At 39.6% G+C, this 24145-nt stretch carries 18 protein-coding genes and 1 riboswitch; of the genes, 10 read left to right on the top strand and 8 right to left on the bottom strand.

The features are described 5' to 3' along the window. The first annotated feature begins 226 nt into the window (after positions 1-226). The 5 genes from maeB to ACU696_RS12175 all read left to right on the top strand — a co-directional run bounded on the left by maeB (position 227) and on the right by ACU696_RS12175 (position 8984). A complete protein-coding gene (gene maeB, locus ACU696_RS12155) occupies positions 227-2506 on the top strand; it encodes an NADP-dependent oxaloacetate-decarboxylating malate dehydrogenase (protein ID WP_109912445.1) in 2280 nt (759 codons plus the stop codon). A 118-nt stretch (positions 2507-2624) separates the two neighbouring features. Next, positions 2625-3494 (top strand): ChaN family lipoprotein, encoded by an 870-nt coding sequence (locus ACU696_RS12160; protein ID WP_245211116.1) that lies wholly within the window; start codon positions 2625-2627, stop codon positions 3492-3494. 142 nt (positions 3495-3636) lie between these two features. Beyond that, positions 3637-4440: a cell envelope integrity protein TolA gene (locus ACU696_RS12165; protein WP_004911322.1), complete on the top strand. Its 804-nt coding sequence runs from the start codon at positions 3637-3639 to the stop codon at positions 4438-4440. A 12-nt stretch (positions 4441-4452) separates the two neighbouring features. Further along, positions 4453-6585, top strand: coding sequence for a S9 family peptidase (locus ACU696_RS12170; protein WP_110731975.1), 2133 nt, complete (start codon positions 4453-4455; stop codon positions 6583-6585). Positions 6586-6725: 140 nt separating this feature from the next. Next, positions 6726-8984, top strand: coding sequence for a TonB-dependent receptor domain-containing protein (locus tag ACU696_RS12175; RefSeq protein ID WP_109912448.1), 2259 nt, complete (start codon positions 6726-6728; stop codon positions 8982-8984). A 62-nt stretch (positions 8985-9046) separates the two neighbouring features. Here the strand turns inward: ACU696_RS12175 and xseA are convergent, their stop codons facing one another. After that, positions 9047-10414, bottom strand: coding sequence for an exodeoxyribonuclease VII large subunit (gene xseA, locus ACU696_RS12180; RefSeq protein ID WP_209101588.1), 1368 nt, complete (start codon positions 10412-10414; stop codon positions 9047-9049). Positions 10415-10585: 171 nt separating this feature from the next. On the opposite strand from xseA, the gene guaB reads away from it, so the two are divergent. Both guaB and guaA read left to right on the top strand, forming a co-directional pair. Further along, positions 10586-12052, top strand: coding sequence for an IMP dehydrogenase (gene guaB, locus ACU696_RS12185; RefSeq protein ID WP_004253607.1), 1467 nt, complete (start codon positions 10586-10588; stop codon positions 12050-12052). Positions 12053-12137: 85 nt separating this feature from the next. Then, a complete protein-coding gene (gene guaA / locus ACU696_RS12190; protein ID WP_109912450.1) occupies positions 12138-13715 on the top strand; it encodes a glutamine-hydrolyzing GMP synthase in 1578 nt (525 codons plus the stop codon). Positions 13716-14276: 561 nt separating this feature from the next. Here the strand turns inward: guaA and ACU696_RS12195 are convergent. Next, entirely contained in the window at positions 14277-15371 is a 1095-nt protein-coding gene (locus ACU696_RS12195; protein ID WP_109912496.1) for a porin, read from the bottom strand. Between the two features lie 366 nt (positions 15372-15737). Here ACU696_RS12195 and alr point away from each other — a divergent pair, with 366 nt between their 5' ends. Together alr and ACU696_RS12205 are read left to right on the top strand one after the other, a co-directional pair. Then, entirely contained in the window at positions 15738-16967 is a 1230-nt protein-coding gene (gene alr / locus ACU696_RS12200) for an alanine racemase (RefSeq protein WP_109912497.1), read from the top strand. A gap of 218 nt (positions 16968-17185) precedes the next feature. Continuing rightward, positions 17186-17923, top strand: coding sequence for a phosphatase (locus ACU696_RS12205; RefSeq protein WP_109912498.1), 738 nt, complete (start codon positions 17186-17188; stop codon positions 17921-17923). 112 nt (positions 17924-18035) lie between these two features. Here ACU696_RS12205 and ACU696_RS12210 read toward each other — a convergent pair whose 3' ends face one another. Further along, positions 18036-18506, bottom strand: a complete 471-nt coding sequence (locus ACU696_RS12210) for a GNAT family N-acetyltransferase (RefSeq protein WP_042851840.1) — start codon at positions 18504-18506, stop codon at positions 18036-18038. 133 nt (positions 18507-18639) lie between these two features. On the opposite strand from ACU696_RS12210, the gene rlmA reads away from it, so the two are divergent. Next, positions 18640-19464 (top strand): 23S rRNA (guanine(745)-N(1))-methyltransferase, encoded by an 825-nt coding sequence (rlmA, locus tag ACU696_RS12215; RefSeq protein ID WP_004911290.1) that lies wholly within the window; start codon positions 18640-18642, stop codon positions 19462-19464. 31 nt (positions 19465-19495) lie between these two features. On the opposite strand, the gene mntP is transcribed toward rlmA, so the two are convergent. From mntP to manX, 5 genes are all read right to left on the bottom strand, one after another. Beyond that, the gene (gene mntP, locus ACU696_RS12220; protein WP_004911288.1) at positions 19496-20077 is read right to left on the bottom strand and encodes a manganese efflux pump MntP; all 582 of its coding nucleotides are present in this window, start codon (positions 20075-20077) and stop codon (positions 19496-19498) included. Between the two features lie 46 nt (positions 20078-20123). Further along, a riboswitch (yybP-ykoY riboswitch) is annotated at positions 20124-20268 on the bottom strand. A gap of 151 nt (positions 20269-20419) precedes the next feature. Beyond that, positions 20420-20878: a DUF986 family protein gene (locus tag ACU696_RS12225; RefSeq protein WP_115167164.1), complete on the bottom strand. Its 459-nt coding sequence runs from the start codon at positions 20876-20878 to the stop codon at positions 20420-20422. 89 nt (positions 20879-20967) lie between these two features. Further along, complete coding sequence (locus ACU696_RS12230) at positions 20968-21819, bottom strand: PTS mannose transporter subunit IID (protein ID WP_102138691.1); 852 nt, start codon at positions 21817-21819, stop codon at positions 20968-20970. 12 nt (positions 21820-21831) lie between these two features. Beyond that, the gene (locus ACU696_RS12235; protein WP_004253851.1) at positions 21832-22635 is read right to left on the bottom strand and encodes a PTS mannose/fructose/sorbose transporter subunit IIC; all 804 of its coding nucleotides are present in this window, start codon (positions 22633-22635) and stop codon (positions 21832-21834) included. A gap of 80 nt (positions 22636-22715) precedes the next feature. After that, entirely contained in the window at positions 22716-23684 is a 969-nt protein-coding gene (gene manX, locus ACU696_RS12240) for a PTS mannose transporter subunit IIAB (RefSeq protein ID WP_204163271.1), read from the bottom strand. Positions 23685-24145: the final 461 nt, after the last annotated feature.

A 24145-nucleotide genomic window follows, 5' to 3' on the forward strand; every position in this document is an offset into this window, starting at 1 on the left:
CTAATAAAATTAATAATAAATTATTTTTAGTCGTGCTTTTTAAAATTAAAGCAGGGTTGCGCTATGAACAATATAACCAAGGTGACTATGTTTTACTCGGACAGTGACCTAACTCTATTGTAATTGAAAGATTTTTCTGGAAATTGCCGGTATGATCATGATTTGCTAGTGAGATGTGTTTATACTGTTATCGCTCTTACCTTACTTATTTTGAAAGGACTTGACGATGGATGACAAATTAAAACAAAGTGCTCTTGATTTTCATGAGTTTCCACATCCTGGGAAAATTACGGTTACCCCAACTAAACCACTAACAACCCAGAGAGATCTCGCATTAGCATACTCACCAGGTGTTGCAGTTCCATGTCTTGAAATTGCAGATGACCCACTTAAAGCTTATCGTTACACTGCTAAAGGTAACCTTGTCGGGGTTGTCTCTAATGGTACTGCCGTCCTTGGGTTAGGTAATATTGGTGCCTTGGCTGGTAAACCAGTCATGGAAGGAAAAGGTGTACTATTTAAAAAGTTTTCTGGTGTTGATGTCTTTGATATTGAAGTTGATGAAACAGATCCAGACAAATTAGTTGATATCATTGCGTCTCTTGAGCCGACTTTTGGTGGTATTAACTTAGAAGATATCAAAGCACCAGAATGCTTTTATATTGAACAAAAGCTCCGTGAGCGCATGAAAATCCCTGTGTTCCATGATGACCAACACGGAACCGCTATCATTTGTACAGCTGCTGTTATCAATGGATTACGAATTGTAAAAAAAGAAATTGGTGATGTCCGCCTTGTGGTTTCTGGCGCTGGCGCAGCATCAATCGCTTGTATGAATTTATTAGTCGCGTTGGGACTGAAACGTGAACATATCACCGTCTGTGATTCTAAGGGGGTGATTTATAAGGGGCGTGATGAACGCATGGATGTCACCAAAGCTGCGTATGCCATTGAAGATAACGGCCAACGTACTTTGGCGGATGCTATTCCTAATGCGGATATTTTCTTAGGTTGTTCAGGTCCACGTCTTTTAACGCCGGAAATGGTGAAAACCATGGCGCAAGATCCACTGATCCTAGCGCTAGCAAATCCTGAGCCTGAAATTTTGCCACCATTGGCGAAAGAAGTTCGTCCTGATGCCATCATCTGTACTGGCCGCTCTGATTACCCAAATCAGGTTAATAACGTGTTGTGTTTCCCATTCATTTTCCGTGGTGCGTTAGATGTCGGTGCAACAACGATTAATGAAGAAATGAAACTGGCTTGTGTGTATGCCATTGCAGACCTTGCATTGGCAGAGCAAAGTGAAGAAGTGGCTTCAGCCTATGGTAACCAAGATTTATTCTTTGGCCCTGAATACATTATTCCGAAGCCATTTGACCCACGTTTGATTGTTAAAATTGCACCTGCTGTGGCAAAAGCAGCAATGGACTCAGGGGTAGCAACGCGTCCAATTGAAGACTTCGATGTCTATATCGAAAAATTAAATCAGTTTGTTTATAAGACAAATTTATTCATGAAACCTATCTTCTCTCAAGCTAAGACTGCCAAAAAACGTATTGTTTTAGCTGAAGGGGAAGAAGAGCGTGTATTACATGCCACACAAGAGCTGGTTTCTTTAGGTTTGGCTTTCCCAATCTTAGTTGGGCGCCCAAGTGTGATTGAAATGCGTATTCAAAAACTTGGCCTACACATTGAGTTAGGTAAAGATTTTGAAGTGGTCAATAACGAAAACGACCCGCGTTATAAAGAATACTGGCAAGAATACTACCAAATCATGAAACGTCGTGGTGTTTCACAAGAAATGGCACGTCGTGCAGTGATTAATAACCCAACCTTAATTGGTGGGATCATGGTGTTACGTGGTGAAGCTGACGGGATGATTTGTGGTACCGTGGGCAGCTATGGTGAACATTATGAAGTTGTTAAAGATTTATTTGGTTTCCGCGAAGGTGTTCATGCTGCCGGTGCAATGAATGCATTGTTATTACCAACGGGTAATACGTTTATCGCAGACACTTATGTTAATGAAGACCCTTCTCCGGAAGAGTTAACAGAAATCACGTTAATGGCAGCGGATACGGTAAGACGCTTCGGTATTGAGCCAAAAGTGGCTCTGTTATCGCGTTCTAGCTTTGGTTCTTCAGACTGCGCATCAGCACAAAAAATGCGTGATACGCTCTCGATGATCAAAGCACGTGACCCTCATCTTGAAATTGATGGTGAAATGCATGCGGATGCCGCATTAGTTGAATCGATCCGTAAAGATGTGATGCCTGATAGCCCATTAAAAGGTTCAGCAAATTTATTAATTATGCCAAATATGGAAGCTGCACGTATTAGTTATAACTTACTGCGCGTGACAAGCTCTGATGGCGTGACGGTCGGCCCGGTATTGATGGGGGTTGCGAAGCCGGTACATATCTTGACACCAATTGCGTCGGTACGCCGTATCGTGAATATGGTGGCATTAGCAGTGGTTGAAGCGCAAACCAATCCACTCTAACGGTTAATATTAATTAATACGTATTAAAGGCTTCTATGATTTTATAGGAGCCTTTTTATTGAAAATGATTATCATTATCTGTATCTTATTAGCTTGATAACATAAGATGGAAAGCATAATGATTTCAATAAGATTGACCTCTCAAATAGCCACTTTAATGGTTGGGTTATTTTTCCTTATCGGTTGTACACAAAAAATTGAACCGACAATCGTACAATTAGATAGCCAACTAACAGTAAGCAACCAAATTATTGACTTAGCAACAGGTAAGTCTTTAACACCTCAGCAATTAATCGAGCAGCTTGCTCAATCTCCACGCGTCATTGTCGGAGAAAAGCATGATAACCATTATCACCACCAAATTGAGCAATGGCTTGCACAAGAAATGCCAAAAATACGGCCTCAAGGTGCGGTTCTACTCGAAATGTTGACACCGTCGCAGCAAAATAGTGTGAACCGTGTACAGGCGCAGATGCAAAATAACCCTTATATTCGTGACGAAAAGCTACAGTCCGCCTTAAATTGGAATAGTGGTTGGCCTTGGGAGCAATATGGGGCTTTAATCCGCCATTTGCTGAGCTCGCCTTATCCGCTACTGTCGGCAAACCTAGATAAAAAAGAGGTACTTGCCGCCTACGCTAACCCGTCATCAGTAACGGGGCAATATTCAGCTCAACCCATTGTTCAAGAACTTATCAGTAAAACGATTGAAAGTTCTCATGGTGGGGAACTGACAGTGGAACAAGTGGCTAAAATGACCTTTATACAGCAGTTGCGTGACCGCCGTATGGCAGAGTCGTTATTAAATGCACCTACACCCGCGCTTCTATTCGCAGGTGGCTATCATGCAACAAGAGCAATTGGTGTGCCTTTACATGTGCAAGACCTAGCGCCCGAAGAACCCGTAAAAGTATTAATTATTTCAGAAAGAGGTGAAGAAATAGACCATTTACATGCTGATTTTGTGTGGTACACGCCTAAAGGATGACTAAGTAATAGCAAGCTAATGATTTCAAAAAAGTTAATTTTGTGAAGTAATCTTTATTTCCAGTAAGAAATGATTTCCATTTTCATTTGTTATTAATTATCATTTGCATTTATACATAAATACGTCAGTGCATAAGATAAAAATGATTATAACAACATTTGAAAATGAGTATTTAAAGCGAACAACGAAGATAAGTGGGGGCTTCGCATTGGCAATTGCTCTTCATATTGGGGTTGTTGGGTTGTATATATGGGTAACTCACAATCAACAATGGGATGAGTTATTGCCTCCGCCATCAGTGGTGATGGAAATTTCAATTGAATCGCAAGCCGAACAATTGACAGAAGCTAACATTGGCCAACTACAAGAGTTATCGGTGGCGAGCCAGGCTCATGAAGCCCCATCGGAAGAGAAAATTATCCCACCATTAGCCATCAATGAGCAGGCTGAAGTGCAAGTCGCTAAAGCGGTGAGTACAAAACGAACTGCTGAAGTCAAAAAACAAAAGCATGAAAAGCAGGCGGTTGAACAAAAACAAGCGACTGATTCAAAAGCCAATGATGCCCCTGTCACCAGTGATGCTGCAGCGCCATTACAAACTCAAAAAATTGCCGCAGAATTTAATAGCCAGTCACAATCGGTAGATAACGCGAAAAGGCTATGGGAAGCACAAGTATTGGGGAAACTAAATAAATACAAGCGGTTTCCTGAAGACGCCGTAAGGCGGGGGCGAGTCGGTCAATCAACAGTAACATTTACGGTTGACCCACAAGGTTTTTTGCTTGGTAGCGACCTAGTAAGTTCATCAGGAACACGATCTTTGGATAGAGAAGCATTGCAGGTGCTATCGAGAGCAGCACCTTTACCTGAACCCCCAGCTGAAATTTTAATCAATGGGCGGGTAACTGTCAGGATACCTATTGATTTTACTCTTAATGAAAAATAGATTGGATAAATTATGCGTAATAAACTCACTGAGTTTTGTTTTATTACATTACTTGGTTTATATGCAGCAACCAGTGCTGCGGAGGATAGAATGTCAGCACCAATAGCCAAAAAACAACCTTATACTATCACCACTCACGGAGATGCCCGTGTAGATAACTATTATTGGTTAAGAGATGATCAACGCGAGTCTCCAGAAATTATTGAATATTTAACGCAAGAGAATAATTATACGCAGCAGCAACTTGCAAAAGGTGAATCGTTAAAAAAAGAAATTTACGATGAATTGTTTTCACGTATGAAGCAGGACGATGAGTCAGTTCCCTATGATTATAATGGTTATACCTACCGTTCACGAGTTGTCGCGGGGAAAAATTATTCTATCTTTGAAAGACGCCCTGTAAATAGCCAAGATGAATGGGTTGTATTAGTTGATGGTAATGAACGAGCCGAAGGCACTGAATATTATCGTATGGGAGCGTTAGCGATTTCGCCGGATAATACCACGCTAGCGATTGCTGAAGATCGCCAAGGACGTAATGAATTTGCAGTATCATTTCGCAAAATTGATGAGAGCAAGTGGCAGGAAAATGTATTAACCAATACTTCAGGTAATATTGTCTGGGCTAATGACAACCAAACGCTATTCTATGTGAATAAGGACAAGCAAACATTGCTACCTTATCAAGTGGTTAAACATCTATATGGTACACAGCAAACTCAAGATAAACTGGTGTATGAAGAAAAGGATGATACTTTTTACGTTAGTTTAGCGAAATCGACTTCAAAAGATTTTATTTTAATGGGGATCACGAGTACTGAAACCTCTGAGTACCGTTTAATTGATGCCAATCAGCCACAAAATGACGTTAAAATTTTAAAACCACGTCAAACGGGGGTTGAGTACTATCCTGACCATTTCAATGGTAAATTCTATATTCGTTCTAATCACCAGCATCCATTATTTGGTTTATATATTGCAGACAATATTTCAGCACCATGGGTAAGCTTTATTGCACCGCGTGATGGGGTTGATCTTGAAGGTTTTGCTTTATTTAATAATTGGTTAGTTGTGGAAGAACGCCAAAATGGTTTAGTGAATATTCGCCAAATCAGTTGGTTAACTAATAAAGAAAACCAAGTGAGCTTTGATGACCCAACATACATGGCGTGGATCGGAAATAACCCTGAGCCAGATACGGATAAACTACGCTACGGTTACTCATCAATGACCACACCGTCTTCAGTATATGAAATTAATATGCTGACTCAAGAAAAGCAGCTGTTAAAACAAGAAGAAGTTAAAGATTTTAATAAGCAAAACTACCAAAGTGAGCGTATTTGGGTTACTGCACAAGATGGGGTAAAAGTCCCAGTTTCTTTAGTTTACCGTAAAGATCTATTCAAACATGGCCAAAATCCATTGTTAGTCTATGGTTATGGCGCTTATGGGTATGGCATTGATCCTTCATTTAGTTCATCTCGTTTGTCTTTATTGGATCGTGGCTTTGTTTACGCGATTGCACATATTCGTGGTGGTGGTGATTTAGGTAAAAATTGGTACATACAAGGCAAAACAATCCACAAGATGAATACCTTTACTGACTTTATTGATGCAACCAAAGGGTTATTATCAGAAGGTTATGGTAAAGCAGGACATGTGTATGCCATGGGGGGCAGTGCGGGTGGCTTATTAATGGGAGCGGTTGTGAATATGGCGCCTGATTTATACGAGGGGGTTGTTTCCGCTGTTCCATTTGTTGATGTGGTAACCACAATGTTAGACCCATCAATCCCTCTGACCACCGGGGAATACGATGAGTGGGGTAACCCTGAAAATGAAGAAGATTACTGGAGAATTAAAGCGTATAGCCCTTATGACAATATCAAAGCACAACATTACCCACATATTTTAGTGACGACAGGGTTACATGACTCTCAAGTTCAATATTGGGAACCTGCAAAATGGGTAGCTAAATTACGAGATATTAAACAAGGCAATTCATTATTATTATTAGAAACTAATATGAATGCGGGGCATGGTGGTAAATCAGGGCGTTTTAATGCACTAGATGATATCGCCCAAGAATATAGTTTTATTCTCATGCTTGAAAATAAAGATAAATATTTTCCATATTTAAAATAATAATTAACCTATAAAATTTAGGTGATTTCAGGCCAGCAACAATATGAATGACATTGTTGCTGAGCCTCTTCACAGGCTTTATTTGGCCTGTGCTAGCAGTGTGAGCGTATGACACACAGTACGTTTACAGGAATGGTTTAATGAATAATAAAACAATAATTATGGTTGCTAGCATTATTGCCACTAGCTCCCAAGGGATTGCTTTGGCTGAAAATACGCAGCAGCAGAATAAGCAGAAAGAAGGTGTGGTTAATTTTAGCCAATTAAAAGTCTCAGGTGCGCAGAAACAAACGCCATTAGTCAAAGCATTGGAAAAACCGGGTGCTTATAGCGCGGTGGGTACGGAAAATAAATTGCAGTCGATGGATAAAATTATTCGTACCATGCCCGGAACCTATACTCAAATGGATGCCAGCCAAGGTACCGTTAATGTCAATATTCGCGGGTTGAGTGGTTTTGGTCGCGTGAATATGATGGTGGATGGTGTCACGCAAAGTTATTATGGAATTTCCCCAAGTCAATATACACATGGACAACAGCCAAATAATGATTTTGGCGCTTTAATTGATCCAAATTTTATTGTTGAAGTTGAAGTAGAGAAAGGGCAATTAAATGGAGGCAATAGTGTTAACGCTTTAGCAGGGAGTGCAAATTTTCGTACTATCGGTATTGATGATGTGATTTTTAAAGATAATGTATATGGGCTGCGTAGTAAAGCTAGCTGGGGAGATAATGGTCTCGGTTATAATGGCATGGTAGCGGTCGCAGGAAAGACATTATTGCAAGATGATGGCTATTTTGGCGGTTTAATTGCGGTTAGCGGCCATAATATTCCTGGCAGTTATAAAAATGGTGATGGGTTTGATAGTGATGAATTTGCCACCGACTCCACTTTCAAACAAAAGCCACAATCGCAATTAGCTAAATTGAAATATAAACCTAATGACAGCCATGAATTAGAATTCAGTGGTCGTTTCTTACAAAATAAGCTCACACGAAGAAAGATTAATAGTGAAGATTATTATATTAAATATAAATATACGCCGCTAAATGAATTAATTGATGTTGAGGTTTTAGCGAGTCATGGAAAAAATGACCAACAATTTGAAGGTGACTCATTAGGTTGGGCATTAAGGCAAGGTAAATCCAAAAATATTGGCGATGGTCTTAATCTTTCTAATACAAGCCGGTTTTCCTATGGTGATATTGATTTTGAATGGAAAATAGGTTCTAAGTTATCTAAAACGAAGTATGAGCGAGAGGTTAGTTCTGTTATTGACCAAGATACGTTGAACTATAATCCATTCTCGCCAAGTGGGTCGTTAGATCTTGCGAGCGCATATACACAATTGGAAGCCAAGTATGGGATCTATACAGCAATTTTTGATTTGAATTATATGAATTATCACTTAAAAGGTTTTAAACCTGCATGTGGTGATCAAGATTTTTGTTTTCCACAGGAAGCTGCAACTTTAAATTTACGGGGTAATGGTTTTAACCCCGGAGTTTTATTATCAGCAGAAATTATTCCTGAATTCCAGCCATTTGTCAGTTATGCGCATTCAATGAGAGCGCCGAATACGCAAGAAGTTTTTTATTCTCAAGAAGGTGGTAATTCAATGAACCCATTCTTAAAAGAAGAGAAATCACAGACATGGCAAGTTGGTTTTAATAGCTTTAAACCGGATTTAATTTTTGAAGGTGACCAATTTAATATGAAGGCATTATGGTTCCATACAAAAATTAAAGACTATATTACGAGTAAGCCTTATTTACTTTGTCGCCCAAGATCAAATGCTGAACTGGCTTGGTGTTTAATGAATGATGATGTATGGGACAAAGAATTCCCAGAATTTATGCGTAAAAGCTATATGTATGTCAATGAGCCTCATGATGTTAATCTTCGTGGCTATGAATTACAGGCTAATTATGATGCAGGTATAGTTTATTCAACATTATCCTATACCAAAGAAACTGGGGATCAACCTAACTCCATAGCTAAGGTTGCTGATTTTAGTGCGGGAGATTTCACTGAGCTTCCTGATTATTATGTGACCTTGGATTCAGGTGTGCGTTTATTGGATGAAAAATTAACCGTAGGTACAACTATTACATGGACCGGTCCTTCAAAACGAATTGGTGTAGAGTCTATCGTTGATAACGATGGAAATGCACTAAAAGATAAGTATGAAAAACAACCTACAATCATTGATTTATATACAGACTATGAAGTTAATAAAAACTTTAAATTGATGATGACGGTTAATAATATCACGAATAAAAATTATTCGGATGCATTAAATCGTGCAAATTCTACCGCTATTATGGAAGAACGCGGTAAAAATAATGCAACAGCAAGAGGGCGTACTTATATGATTGGTGGACAGGTGCGTTTCTAATCAACGTATAAATTTAACACCACTTATCCCGTTATTTTTATCGAGATAAGTGGTTAAAATAATTATTTCGATATTCTTTTTACTTTAACCTTCTCAATATGAGTAACTTGGCTTTCAACCCAGCCATCATTCAGGCGAGTTTTCAGTGGTTGGCCAACTTTCACTTGGGTGGTTTTTTTCAGTACGGTGCCTTTAGCGGTTTCACTGATACTAAACCCGCGAGCTAAGGTGGCTAATGGGCTAACTGCTTCCATTTTTGAACAAGCGACAGCGAAACGTTGGCGGTAACTGTTAACCAAACTCGTGACCATATTCTGCAAATGATACTGTGTCTGCTGCAACTGACGTTGCTGTTTTTGCAATTGAGGGCGCAAATCATTTTGCAGTAAACGACGGTCGAGCCTTTCGAACTTAGATGTTGAATTTTGTAGTTGTCGAGTCATCGACTGCGCAAGTTTTTGTTGCAATAAATTAAGTTGATTATGTTGCCGTGCCAAACGTAATTGTGGGTGTTGTTGCTGTAAACGGTGATGCAAACGAGCAAACCTTTGTTGTTGACCTGCTACATAATAATCCATTGCCATTTCAAGGTGTTGCTGCGCAGATTTTAGCTGACGGAGCATTTCTAACTGGTTACGGCTAACAAGCTCGGCCGCTGCAGATGGGGTGGGTGCTCTTACGTCCGCCACATAGTCGGCAATCGTCACATCGGTCTCATGACCAACAGCGCTAATTATAGGCAGTTGACTAGCAAAAATGGCTCTAGCAACGATTTCTTCATTAAATGCCCATAAATCTTCAAGTGAACCGCCCCCGCGACCGACGATCAACACATCACATTCTTGACGCAAATTTGCTAGCTCAATCATCCGAGCAATTTGTGCTGGTGCCATCTCACCTTGAACGGCCGTTGGGTAGATAATGATAGGCAGGGAAGGGTCGCGACGACGTAAAATATTTAAAATATCATGTAGGGCTGCACCCGTTGCCGAGGTAATGATACCGACGGATTTAGCTGGGCTAGGTAGTGGTTTTTTATGAATAATATCAAACAAACCTTGGGCACTTAGTGTTTGTTTTAATAGCTCAAAACGTTGTTGCAGTAAGCCTTCACCGGCTGGTTGCATGCTCTCAAGGATTAATTGATAGTCACCTCTAGGTTCATATAAGGTCACTGTCGCTCGAACTAAAACTTGCTGGCCATTTTGTGGGCGGAAAGTGACTCGTGCATTTTGCCCACGGAACATGGCCGCTCGCACCTGCGCTCGGTCATCTTTTAAGGTTAAGTACCAATGACCTGAACTGGGTTGTGAAAAATTGGAAATTTCAGCTGTTAACCAAATACGCCCCATTTGGCTATCGAGAAGTTCTCGAACCGATTGGTTAAGCTTACTAACAGAGTAAATTGCGCTATTTTGTGAAGTCGACATGTGAGCCAGATCAAATTTTAAAACAATGACTTAATCGATAGATACTAACGCAGCTATAGGAGTTATCAAGTTTTTTTTCAAAAAAGTGCTGGAAGCAACCGTTTTCGGTGTGTATAATGCCGCGGCAATATTTTATACCTTTCCATAACGCTGCCTGGTGGGATATTGCCTATGTTACGCATTAAAAAAGAAGCACTAACTTTCGACGACGTTTTACTCGTTCCTGCACACTCAACGGTATTACCGAATACCGCAGACTTATCAACTCAACTGACTGCAAACATCCGCCTGAACATTCCTATGCTTTCTGCAGCCATGGATACTGTCACAGAATCTGACCTTGCTATTGCTTTAGCACAAGAAGGTGGCATTGGTTTCATCCATAAAAATATGACTATTGAGCGCCAAGCGGAAGAAGTTCGCCGCGTAAAAAAACATGAAAGTGGTGTCGTAACGGACCCTGTTACAGTAACGCCGGATACCACTATTCGTGAAGTGCAAGAAATGGCTGAGCGCAATGGTTTTGCTGGTTATCCAGTCGTGGCAAACGATAACTCATTAGTTGGTATTATTACAGGCCGTGATGTTCGTTTCGTGACAGATTTAGACCAACCTGTTACTGCGGTGATGACGCCAAAAGAACGTTTAGTCACCGTGAAAGAAGGCGAAGCACGCGAAATCGTTTTGCAAAAAATGCACGAAAAGCGCGTAGAAAAAGCCTTAGTGATCGATGATAACTTTCATTTGTTAGGGATGATCACGGTTAAAGACTTCCAAAAAGCAGAACGTAAGCCAAACGCGTGTAAAGACGAGCAAGGCCGTTTACGTGTTGGTGCTGCGGTTGGTGCAGGCGCAGGGAATGAAGAACGTGTTGACGCGCTGGTGGCTGCTGGCGTTGATGTTTTATTAATTGACTCATCACATGGTCATTCAGAAGGCGTACTACAACGTATCCGCGAAACTCGCCAAAAATACCCTGACTTACAAATTATTGGTGGTAACGTTGCAACAGCGGAAGGGGCGAAAGCCTTAGCGGATGCAGGTGTTAGCGCGGTTAAAGTGGGAATTGGTCCGGGTTCAATCTGTACTACGCGTATCGTCACTGGCGTGGGTGTACCACAAATCACGGCTATTGCTGAAGCGGCGGAAGCACTTGAAGGTACGGGTATTCCTGTTATTGCGGATGGTGGGATTCGTTTCTCCGGTGACATCTCTAAAGCTATCGCGGCAGGCGCTGCGTGTGTGATGGTCGGCTCAATGTTCGCAGGAACTGAAGAGTCTCCAGGAGAAACTATTTTATTCCAAGGCCGTACTTACAAAGCATACCGTGGTATGGGCTCACTTGGTGCAATGTCTAAAGGCTCGTCAGACCGTTACTTCCAATCAGATAATGCGGCAGACAAATTAGTGCCAGAAGGTATTGAAGGCCGCGTAGCGTATAAAGGCCGATTAAAAGAAATCATTCATCAACAAATGGGTGGCTTACGCTCCTGTATGGGGCTGACAGGTTGTGGTACTATTGATGCATTGAGAACAAAAGCAGAATTTGTTCGTATCAGTGGAGCCGGTATCCAAGAAAGCCACGTCCATGATGTTACTATCACGAAAGAATCTCCAAACTATCGTTTGGGGCAATAATCGATAAAATTTCTCAGGGTGGCGCATTCGTTCGATTGCGTCACCGATTCTTATTTTTGACTTGAATTTTTGGAATTCTCCTCAAATGACAACAAATATCCATAAACATCGCATTCTTATTCTTGATTTCGGCTCGCAATATACACAGCTGATCGCCCGTCGTATCCGTGAAATTGGCGTTTACTGTGAACTCTGGGCGTGGGACGTTACAGAAGAACAAATTCGAGAATTTAATCCAAACGGTATCATTCTTTCTGGTGGGCCAGAAAGTACGACTGAATCAGATAGTCCACGTGCTCCTGATTACGTATTTAATGCAGGTGTTCCTGTATTAGGTATTTGTTATGGCATGCAAACCATGTCAATGCAACTGGGTGGCGCAGTTGAGGTCTCTGGTGAACGTGAGTTCGGTTATGCCAATGTTGAAATCACTGAGCAATGTGAATTATTCCGTGATATTCATGACTCTCTGAACGAAGCTGGCAAGCCAGTACTTGATGTCTGGATGAGCCATGGTGATAAAGTTACCGCTATTCCTGCGGATTTTAAAACTATTGCCAGCACGCCAAGCTGCCCATATGCCATCATGGCAAATGAAGAGAAAAAATTCTATGGTGTTCAATTCCACCCAGAAGTGACTCACACTCACCAAGGCCTAAATATTTTAACGCGCTTTGTGAAAGATATTTGCCAATGTGAGGCACTGTGGACGCCAGCTGCAATTATTGAAGACACGGTAGCCCGTTTAAAAGAGCAAATTGGTGATGACCATGTACTGCTCGCGCTATCGGGTGGTGTTGACTCATCGGTTACTGCGTTGCTATTAAACCGCGCAATTGGTAAACGTTTAACCTGTGTATTTGTTGATAACGGTTTATTACGTTTAAACGAAGCAGACCAAGTGATGGAAATGTTTGCAGGTAAATTTGACCTGAACATTATCCATGCTAAAGCAGAAGATCGCTTCTTAAATGCGTTAGCTGGGATCAGCGATCCAGAAGCTAAACGTAAGAAAATTGGTCATGTATTTATCGAAGTATTTGATGAAGAGTCATCTAAGCTGCCTAATATCAAATGGTTGGCTCAAGGGACTATTTATCCAGACGTTATTGAGTCAGCGGCATCAGCAACTGGCAAAGCGCATGTTATTAAGTCTCACCATAACGTCGGTGGTCTGCCGGATGACATGAAACTTGGTTTGGTTGAGCCATTAAAAGAATTGTTTAAAGATGAAGTCCGTAAAATTGGTCTCGAGTTAGGTCTCCCGTACGACATGCTGTATCGTCACCCATTCCCTGGCCCAGGTTTAGGGGTTCGCGTATTAGGTGAAGTGAAGAAAGAGTACTGTGACTTATTACGTCGCGCAGATGCTATCTTTATTGAAGAACTGCACAAAGCTGATTTATATCATAAAGTTAGCCAAGCGTTTACCGTATTTTTACCTGTCCGCTCTGTTGGTGTCATGGGTGATGGCCGTAAATACGACTGGGTGGTTTCATTACGTGCAGTAGAAACTATCGACTTTATGACCGCGCATTGGGCGCACTTACCATATGATTTCCTAGGCCGAGTTTCAAACCGTATTATTAATGAGGTCGATGGCATTTCCCGTGTTGTTTATGATATCAGCGGTAAACCGCCTGCAACAATTGAGTGGGAATAATATAGCAATTGTTGATAACAGTTTTTAGTTATCGATAAATTCAAAGGCATCAGTTAGTTACTGGTGCCTTTTTGTTTTTTGGTGACGAGTAGGTCATTTTATTCTGGTTAAGTGATGATCACTTTATTGATTAATATGCTTATAGGTGGAACTGAAATGAAAAAAGTAACAATGGTTATAATAGATGCTCTTAGATTTTTAGGTAACCTAAAAAGCCCTTCAATAGAGTACTCGCAAATACTATATCTGTGCTTCAATGACGTCTATCGTAACGGTAATAAAATGGATATTAGGTCAATATATACTTATCGATGAGGGATAATAAATATCACCTAAAGTGGTATTTTTGAAGCCATGCTGTAGCAATAATAAATTTTTACCTGATTACGAATTTTAAAACTTTTATAAAATGATGAGAGATAATTTTAATGAGGGGAAAGTAGGGCTTACTGATATATTAAATTCAGTTAGATATTTAATGCATGATTGAGCAACAGGATTATAAAGTAAAAGCAATCCGTCTATAACGGATGCTTTTACTTTACGCTAGGGATAATAATTTTAGAATTGATACACTAACCCTAAGCCAAGCACGTTATCAGTATTCACTTTGTAATGGTCAGTAAAATCATTATCGTTTAACAAGTTGATTTTATAATCGATAACAGCACTCAAATTTTTATTAAAGTCATAAGCTGAGCCGATGGCAATATAATTCACTAATTCTTTATCCCCAAAGTTGCCTAAGTTTTTACCTTTGGAATAGTTATAGCCAATTGATGGGGTTAGACCGAAGTCAAAAGAATATAAGGCAACCACTTCAAGATTCTGAGTTTTATTTGCTATTGACTCCATATCATCATTACCAAAACGGCTCATATTAAGTGTTTGGCCATACATGACGGCGAGATAGAGGTCTTCGTATTCAAATTTCCCTCCTACGTTCCATGCTTCGGCGCGTTTACCCGTTGCACTACTGGTTGTGGCATCTTTTTGTTTTGGTGTGCGGGAAGATGAGGAGTAACCACCGCCAAGGGAAATACCATAACCTAACTCATAAGCAGTCGATAAGCCAAAACCATCGCCGTTATCGGTTAATTCATCTCCGGATGATAGGTTTTTTTCACCATTTTTACCCTGATATTGTAGTGCGAAGCTTAAACCGTCAATGTAACCAAAAGCATTATTATTGCGATAAGTGAGTAAATTGCGGTTACGGCTTAGCATGTAATTATCTTCTTGATCCATCGTATCCGCTCCCCAGAGTGGTAATACGTCTGTCCAAGCATTGGTATCATAAATAACACCATAATTGCGGCCATAATCAAGGGAGCCGTAATCTGCAAATTTTAAGCCTGCATAAGCTAAACGATTGCTATTTTCTTCAGTTGATTCCGATTGGTTAGTTTTCGTTTCCCATTCAAAACGCCCAAAGCCAATGAGCTGGTCGGTGATTTGCGAATCACCTTTTAGCCCTAGTCTGACACGTGAGTCGTCACCATCTTCGCCACTACGGTTTTTGGCAATATGATGGCGGACATCAATTTGTCCGTATACATCAAGTTTATTACCATCTTTATTGTACATTTCAGCGGAGTTAGCAACATTGACAGTAAGTAGTGTTGGAATAATGAGTGTGAGTAATTTGTACTTCATAACATAGCCTTATGGATTGAGTGATATTTAGTAAAAATTCCTAATTGATAGTTATTATCATTTAAGCATGTTAATTCGCCAAATAAAAAGTGTAACAAAAGTAAATGTTAGTGAAATTATTGCCATAACCTATTAAATAATAAAAATAATTTGATTTACGATGATTTCAACCAAATGTTTTATTTCTAAAAAAGAAAAATTAACTCGAAAAAGATATTTTGTCTTTTTATGCAAAAAAAGTGAATTATTACTTGTTCGGGGTATGAAGGTTGGTATTATTTAAAACCGATACATATTTTGTCTATTTCCACCTAGAATTATAAAAATAATGTCTTGGTAAAAATCACTAGAGATAAGGAACAACACGTGGCTTTTCGTTTGAAGTATCTGGCATTACTCCCTTTACTGGTTGCTGCAACAGCTTGTCAACAGCCAAACAATATCACAACACCGGTAGAAACATATGCGACACAAAACCAACCGGTGGTGGTTAATAACGCATGGATTGAAATATCTCGCAGCGCATTAGATTTTAATATTAAGAAAGTACAAAACCTACTAGGAGATAAATCTTCGCTGTGTGCCGTTTTGAAAGGAGATGCATATGGGCATGACCTTTCTTTAGTTACACCAATAATGATTGAAAATAATGTGCAATGCATTGGGGTAACAAATAATCAAGAGCTTAAGACCGTGAGAGATTTAGGTTTTAAAGGCCGATTAATGCGAGTGAGAAGTGCGACAGAGCAAGAAATGGCTCAGGCTACACAATATGAAACGGAAGAGTTAATCGGTAATTTAGAAATGGCGCAGCGCTTAAATGCGATTGCGAAAAAGCAGAATAAAGTGATTCCTATTCATCTGGCACTGAACTCAGCCGGGATGTCGCGCAACGGTTTAGAGGTGAGTACACTTGCTGGCCTTAATGAAGCTAAGCTGATTTCACAATTACCTCAGTTAAAAATCGTCGGTATTATGTCTCATTATCCAGAAGAGGATGAAACTCAGATCCGTAAGGACCTCAAAAAATTCAAGAAAGAATCTCAACAAGTATTGAATACGACAGGGCTAAAGCGTGAAGACATTACATTACATGTCGCGAATACTTATGCAACTATTACGGTACCTGAATCATGGTTGGATATGGTACGTGTCGGTGGCATTTTCTACGGCGATACCGTTGCGACAAATGACTATAAACGCGTGATGACACTGAAATCGAGCATTGCCTCTGTGAATCATTATCCAAAGGGAAATACAGTGGGTTATGATAGAACGTATACCTTGAAACGTGATTCTGTATTAGCAAATATCCCTGTAGGTTATGCGGATGGCTATCGCCGTGTATTTAGCAATGCGGGACATGCATTAATTAATGGCCAAACAGTTCCTGTTTTAGGAAAAACATCAATGAATACAGTCATGGTTGATGTTACTGATTTAAAAAACGTTAGCCCAGGAGATGAAGTTGTATTTTTTGGTAAACAAGGTAATGCTGAAATTACTGCCGAAGAGGTTGAGGATATCAGTGGTGCATTATTTACCGAAATGTCAATTTTGTGGGGAGCGACTAATAAACGTATCTTAGTTGATTAAGTTAATTTTTAATTCTGTGTATTTTAACCCGCAATAATCGCGGGTTTTTTTATCCTGAAAGTTTCTTAGGATATTATCTAATATATTGCAATATGTTGATAAAATGCTGTTTAGGTGAATGACTATCGAAACTTTTAAATTGATATGTTAGCTTGGTTGAATCTTTCCTGAGCAGGTAGGCTCGGAAGGCAAGTAGAAAAAATAGAAGGATATCATTTATGTATCAAGTTGATTTACATGCGCATACTATTGCCAGCACCCATGCTTATAGTACAGTTAATGAATATTTCGCTGAGGCCGCAAGCCGTGGTGTCAAACTATTTGCGATTACCGACCACGGGCCTGAAATGCAAGATGCTCCACATGAGTGGCATTTTGGTAATATGCCTATCTTGCCGAGAATTGTTGATGGTGTTGGTTTATTGTACGGTATTGAAGCAAATATAAAGAACAAGTTGGGTGAGACAGACTGCAATGAAAAGATCGCTCGTCATTTAGATATTATTTTAGCTGGTTTTCATGAACCGGTTCTTGAGCCCCAAAGTTTAGCTGATAATACAGAAGCTATGATTGCCACGATCCGTAGTGGTAAAGTGCAAATAATTACCCATCCAGGCAACCCTAAATATCCTATTGATATCAAAGCAGTAGCGCAAGCCGCGAAAGAGTGTAATGTTGCTTTGGAAATGAATAACTCTTCATTCCTACATTCAAGAGCGGGTAGTCAACAGAATTGCTTAGAAATAGCTAAGGCAGTTAAAGAAACTGGCGGGTGGGTTGCATTAGGTTCAGACTCACATTTTGCCGGGTATCTCGGCCGTTTTGATCGCGTAGTTGAAATGTTGGAATCAATTAGTTTTCCACAATCACAAATTTTAAATGTTTCTCCACGTCGTGTATTGGACTTTTTAGTGTCCCATGGGCGTAAGCCTATTGCCGAATTTGCTGATTTTTAGTTGTTATTCAAAACTGCATTCACAAATACAGTTAGCCTAAAATACAGTCAATATTAAATAGAATAAAGCCACAGAATAGCTTAGTGGCTTTTAACTCCAATTAAATTGAAAGTTATATTTCAATTTCCATTTGAACACAATCTAACTCGACTTGTGCGAGACAAGAGTAGTAGCTAGCATGTTTAATCGAAGTAAAACCATGTTTCTGATAAAAGCGTTCAGCATTTGGTGATGAATCTAATACCAATTTTTTAATATTTCTCTTTTTGGCTTCAGCTTTAATGGCATCTAATATTAAGCTAGCAGCTCCACAGCCAGTGTATTGTGGTAAGGTAAATATGGCATCAACACTGTTAGCCTCTAAATTAAGATAACCAGTTGCAACGGGCTCATCATTGTTATTTACCGCGACAAAGAATGGGTTATTCCTCACAATGTGTATATAACTTACCGGCATTTCATCAGGTGTCCAGGCACGGATCGTTTTTGCATCAAAACTCGTTGTGCAACCATGGCGAATTGCTTGGTTACGTATAGACCAAAGAAGTTCGGCTTCATCGGGGGTTGCTAACCTAATTTTTATCATGAGACACCCGCTAATGTTTTTTTATTACTTTTAGAGAACAAAAAATACAGTTAAAAAGCAAGATATATAACAGAAAGAAAACTAATTTGAATATGGTATACTCCCCCTTATTTTTAAATCAGTGACTGCTATGAATTATCAATGTCCTCTCTGTTTTACACCACTAAATCTTGCTAATAACAGTTATCGTTGTGCAGAAAATCATCAGTTCGATTGTGCAAAAGAAGGCTATGTTAACTTGTTACCTGTACAGCATAAACGTTCTAAAGACCCCGGTGATAATGCTGAAATGATGCAAGCGCGTAGGCAATTTCTTGATGCAGGGCATTACCACCCTATGCGTGGAAAGGTGGCAGAAAAACTTATTCAGTTTATTCCATCATCTTGTACTAGCCTGCTGGATATTGGGTGCGGAGAAGGGTATTACACAGACTATTTTTCACGAGAACTTGCAAAACATTTTGAAAAATATACAGTTTTAGGCCTAGATGTTTCGAAGGCTGCGATTCGTTATGCGGCGAAACGCTATAAATCCGTTCGTTTTTGCGTTGGTACAAGTCATCGCTTGCCATTTTCTGATAACAGCTTGGGGGGAATTGTACGAATTTACGCACCCTGCAAGGCACAAGAATTAAGTCGTGTATTAGTTTCTAAAGGTATGTTAATAACCGTTACGCCTGCGGCGGAACATCTGCAAGAATTAAAAGCGTTAATCTACGATGAGGTTAAGTTACACCCAGCGAAAGATGAAGATCTGCCAAATTTTTCGTTAATAGATAGTTGCCAACTAAATTATAAGATGGCGCTGACTGGGCAAGAAGCTTATGAATTATTGATGATGACACCATTTGCTTGGCGTGCATCAGAACAGGTTAAAGAGGATTTACAGAAAGCAGAGGTGAAAGAATATACGGCTGATTTTTTAATTCGTGTTTATCAATCTAATGCAGAGTAGAGCTATTGCCCCCATATAGGGGGCACAAAAACTAATGGGCATACATAAATAATTCAAGGTGCTCAAATAAGATATTAAAACCAATACCTATTAGTACCAATCCACCGATAATTTCTGCTTTTTTTCCGAGTAATGGGCCTACATAACGGCCAATCATCATACCGATAGTGGCCATGATCATTGTCATTAAGCCAATAGTCATTGCAGTATGAACGATATCTACTTGTAAGAATGCTAAGCCTAAGCCGATGGCCATCGCATCAAGGCTGGTGGCTATTGCAGAAAAAATCAGGCTTGTTGAGCTATGACTAGAAGGTTTAGAACAGCATTCTTCATCTTTTGTTTTAATGCTCTGCCAGATCATCCTAGCACCTAAAACAAATAATAAACCAAATGCAATCCAATGATCCCAGCGGATAACATATTGGCTGGCTAAAATACCGATGCCCCAACCAATAATGGGGGTAATGGCTTCAATAAAACCAAAGATAAAACCAGTACGGAGAATTTCTCTAAAGCGGGGTTTATGAAGCACTGCACCTTTACAAATAGCAACAGCGAAGGCGTCCATTGACAGGGCAAGGGCTAAGATAAGGGTAGCATAGAAACTCATAACAGAACCTCGGTTGGGTGATTCCATATACACATAAATTACCCCCAACCAAAAGGCTTATTTATGTGTCTATGGTCTTGCCAACCGAATTTTGGTGTCCGCACCACGTTTGAAACCAAACGAGTATGTTGATACGGACTTTCTGGTATTATATATGAAACCAGAACAGGCTACTCCCCAATGACGTGGAAAGAAAGATACCATAATTTATATTAAAGGCAACACTTAATTAATTGTGGATATTAAACGGTAGTGAGAATTATTATCAACAAGGTTATTGGTAAAAACAAGGTTAATTAAATTAATAATTAACCTTGTTTTTAGTGACAATATAAAGTCTATTTACTTATGATTAATAAGGAATTCATAAATTCTTTGTAAATCATCAAGATGTGAAACTTGGATGTTAATTTTCTTTTTTTCTAAACCTATTATTAATATACCGTCTTCGGATAAGTTCATTGTTTTTATTCTGTCATATAATATAAAGGCATTGGCAAAATAAAAACCAGTTTGTTTAAAAAATAGCTTTGGTGTTCTTATAAATGCCAAATAAATTGACATGAAAATAGTAATCAATAATAAGTAAGTGGTTAATAAATTACCATGGCGTACAATATTTGTATAAATAACGATACAAATTAGAACAATAAAAATAATAGCATCTGCTCGATGTTTTCTTTTTAGATTAATTTTTAATAAGGTTTTACCCTTTAACAAATGCTGAATGAATTCATCATAAATCGCATAAACAAGCATGATCAAAATGATTATAGCAAGAATGGCATCATTGAAGGTCATTTGTGAGCCCTTGGATAAGTAAACATAATGCAGAGCTTAAAATTAAAAAAGGGAGGCTGCAACCTCCCAATTCAAATAATGATGGAAAATTATGGCGCCAAGAAGTTCAGCCAAGCACCAAGGATACCCAAGCCAAAGAAGCCGATAATAATCCACAACGCGTTGACTTTACGACGCAACAGCCACATGCAGGCGAAGGTTAGCAATAGCGGGACTAAGCCTGGCATGAGTTGATCAAGGATCATTTGGACCGTGGTAATATCTTCAGTGCCCGTTGTTGGGTTTTTGATCCGTGAAACTTCAAGTGGGATATTGACATGTGTCCATTTGTTTACTAATGCCCCCATGACAAACAAACCGAGAATGGATGCTCCTTCGGTGAGCTTTTGTAGGAAACCGCCACCAATATCTTGAACAATATCAATCCCTTTTTTGTAGCCATATGAAACACCATAGTAAAGGGTTAATAAACGTACAAGGTTAAACAAAACAAAGAACAGTAGAGGGCCAAGTAAGCTACCTGTCATTGCGATACCGGCACCGAGAGCCGCAAATACAGGGCGAACAGTTCCCCAGAAAATGGGGTCACCAACACCGGCTAATGGCCCCATTAGACCGACTTTGATACCATTTATTGCACCGTCATCAATGTCTGCACCATTGGCACGTTGCTCTTCCATTGCCATTGTGACACCCAGAACAGGCGCTGCAACATATGGATGGGTATTGAAGAACTCAAGATGGCGTTTAATTGCTTGTTTTCTATCATCATTATTTTCTGGATAAAGACGACGAATAACCGGAACCATTGAATAGCAGAAGCCTAGGGCTTGCATACGTTCAAAGTTCCAAGAACCTTGCAATAGGTTAGACCGTAAGAATACGCCGCGAATATCGCTTTGTGTAAGCTTTTTAGCTGTCGGTTTTGTGATATCTACCATTATACGTTCCTCCTAGTCTAGCTCATTATCAAGGTTGTTATTGCTACTATTTCCTTGGGTAACAACAGTTTGTGATTTATTGTATTTTGGACTGAGTTGGATATATAAAATAGCCATCACAGTACCGATTACCCCAAGTGCAACTAGGTTGAAGTCAGTAAATGCTGCGGTAACAAAACCTAAGTAGAAGAATGGCATTAAGTAGCCTGCGCGCATCATATTGATGACCATCGCATAACCGACAACGACAATCATACCACCCGCAATATTAAGACCATCAGTAACAACTTGTGGGATAGAATCCAACATTTGTTGTACTTCTGATGTACCAACCGAAATGGCAACAATCAACGCGGGTATTGCGATACGCATCGCTTGCAGTAATAATGCAGATATATGAATAAAGCCAATAGCCGTTAAATTGCCATTGAGGGCGGCTTTATCGGCAGCATGTTGGAATGCAACTGTCACAGTACGAACGATAATGGTTAATACTTGACCGGCTGCTGCAAGTGGGATGGCAATGGCAATACCTGCACCAATACTTTGACCACCGGCAATGACGAGGATAGTTGAAATAATCGAGGCTAAAGCGGCATCAGGTGCAACAGCAGCACCGATATTCATCCACCCAAGTGCGATCATTTCTAATGTACCACCGATGATGATACCCGTTTTCATATCTCCCAGAACGATACCTATAAGTGTACAAGCAATGAGAGGACGGTGAAATTGGAATTCATCAAGGATTGATCCCATCCCCGCGATACACGCGACGATAAAGACCATTACTATTTGAACAACGGTAAGTTCCATTGTTTAATCTCCTGTAACCAAAAGTTTTAAAATCTGTTTTGAGTAATGGATTAAAATCAATATAAAAATTGCGATAGAAATTATTTTTTGAGCTTATTAATCAAGTCCATCATGTAAACTTTGCTATCTGATGAAACTTTCCTGACTTCAAGTTCAATATTTTTGTCGTTCAAATAGTTAAATGCATCAATGTCTTCTTGGTTGATAGAAACGGCATTTGTAACCATAGTTTTCCCATCATGGTATGCCATGCCACCAATATTCACGGATTTCACGTCAACGCCTTCTTCGACGATACGTTTAACATCAGTTGGGTTAGTGAAAAGCAACATAACACGCTCACCGGCATATTTCGGGTTGTTATAAACGCGAATACATTTAGCCACATCGACAACATGCGCGGTGACACCTGGTGGTGCGACTTGTTTCAGCAATGTTGAGCGAACTTGGTCTTTAGCCACGTCATCACTGACCACAATAATGCGTTTAACTTGAGTTTCTTTCGTCCAGCGTGTTGCGACTTGTCCATGAATTAATCTGTCATCCACACGGGCAAGTGCGATCACCATATGTTCGCCAGGGCCAGCTTTCACTGGTGCTGGGGCAGGGGTACTGGCTGCTACAGGAGCGGGTTCTACTTCTACTTCAGCTTCTTTGAATTTAAATGAACGAACCCCCCCGCGTCCTGTTTCAAGTGCGACAGTGATTAGCTCATTCATAGATGGATCATCATCACGGCACATGAAGGTTTCAACTAACATTGGAACATTCACGCCTGTGATAATGTCATAATTACTATTTTCATTAACAATGCGACTAGCGGCGTTAAATGGACTGCCTCCCCATGTATCAACAAGGAATAAGACACCCTTTGATGTATCTAAATCAGTTAGCTTTTGGGTGTACTTATCAAATAGGGTGTCTGCGTTTTCCCCAGGGATAAAATCAATAAACGACACATTTTCTTGTTCGCCTATTAACATCTCGGTTGTTCGAAGAAGCTGCTCTGCAGCGACTCCGTGTGTACCAATCATAATAGCTATACTCACTATTTTTCCCTCATAGATAGATAAAACAAAATATCATCTGTTGATAAAATGGACACTTAAGTTAGACTCCTTTTTATCAGTTTCCCCTGTAAGATAATTTTAGCTGAATAATTACAAACGTCTCATAATATTCATGAGCTAACTCATGGTGTTGTTAGTATCAATTACATTATTAGCATATCATCTCGTGTTATCCTAAAAACTTGTTTCGCGTCAGAAAAATAAGAATACATCTAAAAAATGATATTAAATTGCAGTTAGTTGCTGTTTATTTTTATTTGAAAAAATCAATAAACTAAATATTTATAATTTATTGGTATATAATTTTGTTATCGGTAACAAAAATAGCCAAAAAAATAGTGTAATATTGATTTTTAGAGTGAAAAACAACCAAATTTCAATGGGGAACGGTTGTCTCTCCGTCATGTCAAAACAGTCTTTAGCACAAAATAGTATGAATT

This window comes from Providencia sp. PROV_01 (assembly GCF_053098325.1).

Bases quoted from the DNA above. Each gene is read 5' to 3' on its own strand.
- mntP (WP_004911288.1), bottom strand. From the start codon at position 20,077: ATGAGTTTCTATGCTACCCTTATCTTAGCCCTTGCCCTGTCAATGGAC.
- ACU696_RS12230 (WP_102138691.1), bottom strand. From the start codon at position 21,819: ATGGTAGATATCACAAAACCGACAGCTAAAAAGCTTACACAAAGCGAT.
- rlmA (WP_004911290.1), top strand. From the start codon at position 18,640: ATGAATTATCAATGTCCTCTCTGTTTTACACCACTAAATCTTGCTAAT.
- ACU696_RS12195 (WP_109912496.1), bottom strand. From the start codon at position 15,371: ATGAAGTACAAATTACTCACACTCATTATTCCAACACTACTTACTGTC.
- ACU696_RS12165 (WP_004911322.1), top strand. From the start codon at position 3,637: ATGATTATAACAACATTTGAAAATGAGTATTTAAAGCGAACAACGAAG.
- maeB (WP_109912445.1), top strand. From the start codon at position 227: ATGGATGACAAATTAAAACAAAGTGCTCTTGATTTTCATGAGTTTCCA.
- ACU696_RS12175 (WP_109912448.1), top strand. From the start codon at position 6,726: ATGAATAATAAAACAATAATTATGGTTGCTAGCATTATTGCCACTAGC.
- ACU696_RS12235 (WP_004253851.1), bottom strand. From the start codon at position 22,635: ATGGAACTTACCGTTGTTCAAATAGTAATGGTCTTTATCGTCGCGTGT.
- ACU696_RS12170 (WP_110731975.1), top strand. From the start codon at position 4,453: ATGCGTAATAAACTCACTGAGTTTTGTTTTATTACATTACTTGGTTTA.
- guaA (WP_109912450.1), top strand. From the start codon at position 12,138: ATGACAACAAATATCCATAAACATCGCATTCTTATTCTTGATTTCGGC.
- ACU696_RS12225 (WP_115167164.1), bottom strand. From the start codon at position 20,878: ATGACCTTCAATGATGCCATTCTTGCTATAATCATTTTGATCATGCTT.
- ACU696_RS12160 (WP_245211116.1), top strand. From the start codon at position 2,625: ATGATTTCAATAAGATTGACCTCTCAAATAGCCACTTTAATGGTTGGG.
- guaB (WP_004253607.1), top strand. From the start codon at position 10,586: ATGTTACGCATTAAAAAAGAAGCACTAACTTTCGACGACGTTTTACTC.
- ACU696_RS12205 (WP_109912498.1), top strand. From the start codon at position 17,186: ATGTATCAAGTTGATTTACATGCGCATACTATTGCCAGCACCCATGCT.
- xseA (WP_209101588.1), bottom strand. From the start codon at position 10,414: ATGTCGACTTCACAAAATAGCGCAATTTACTCTGTTAGTAAGCTTAAC.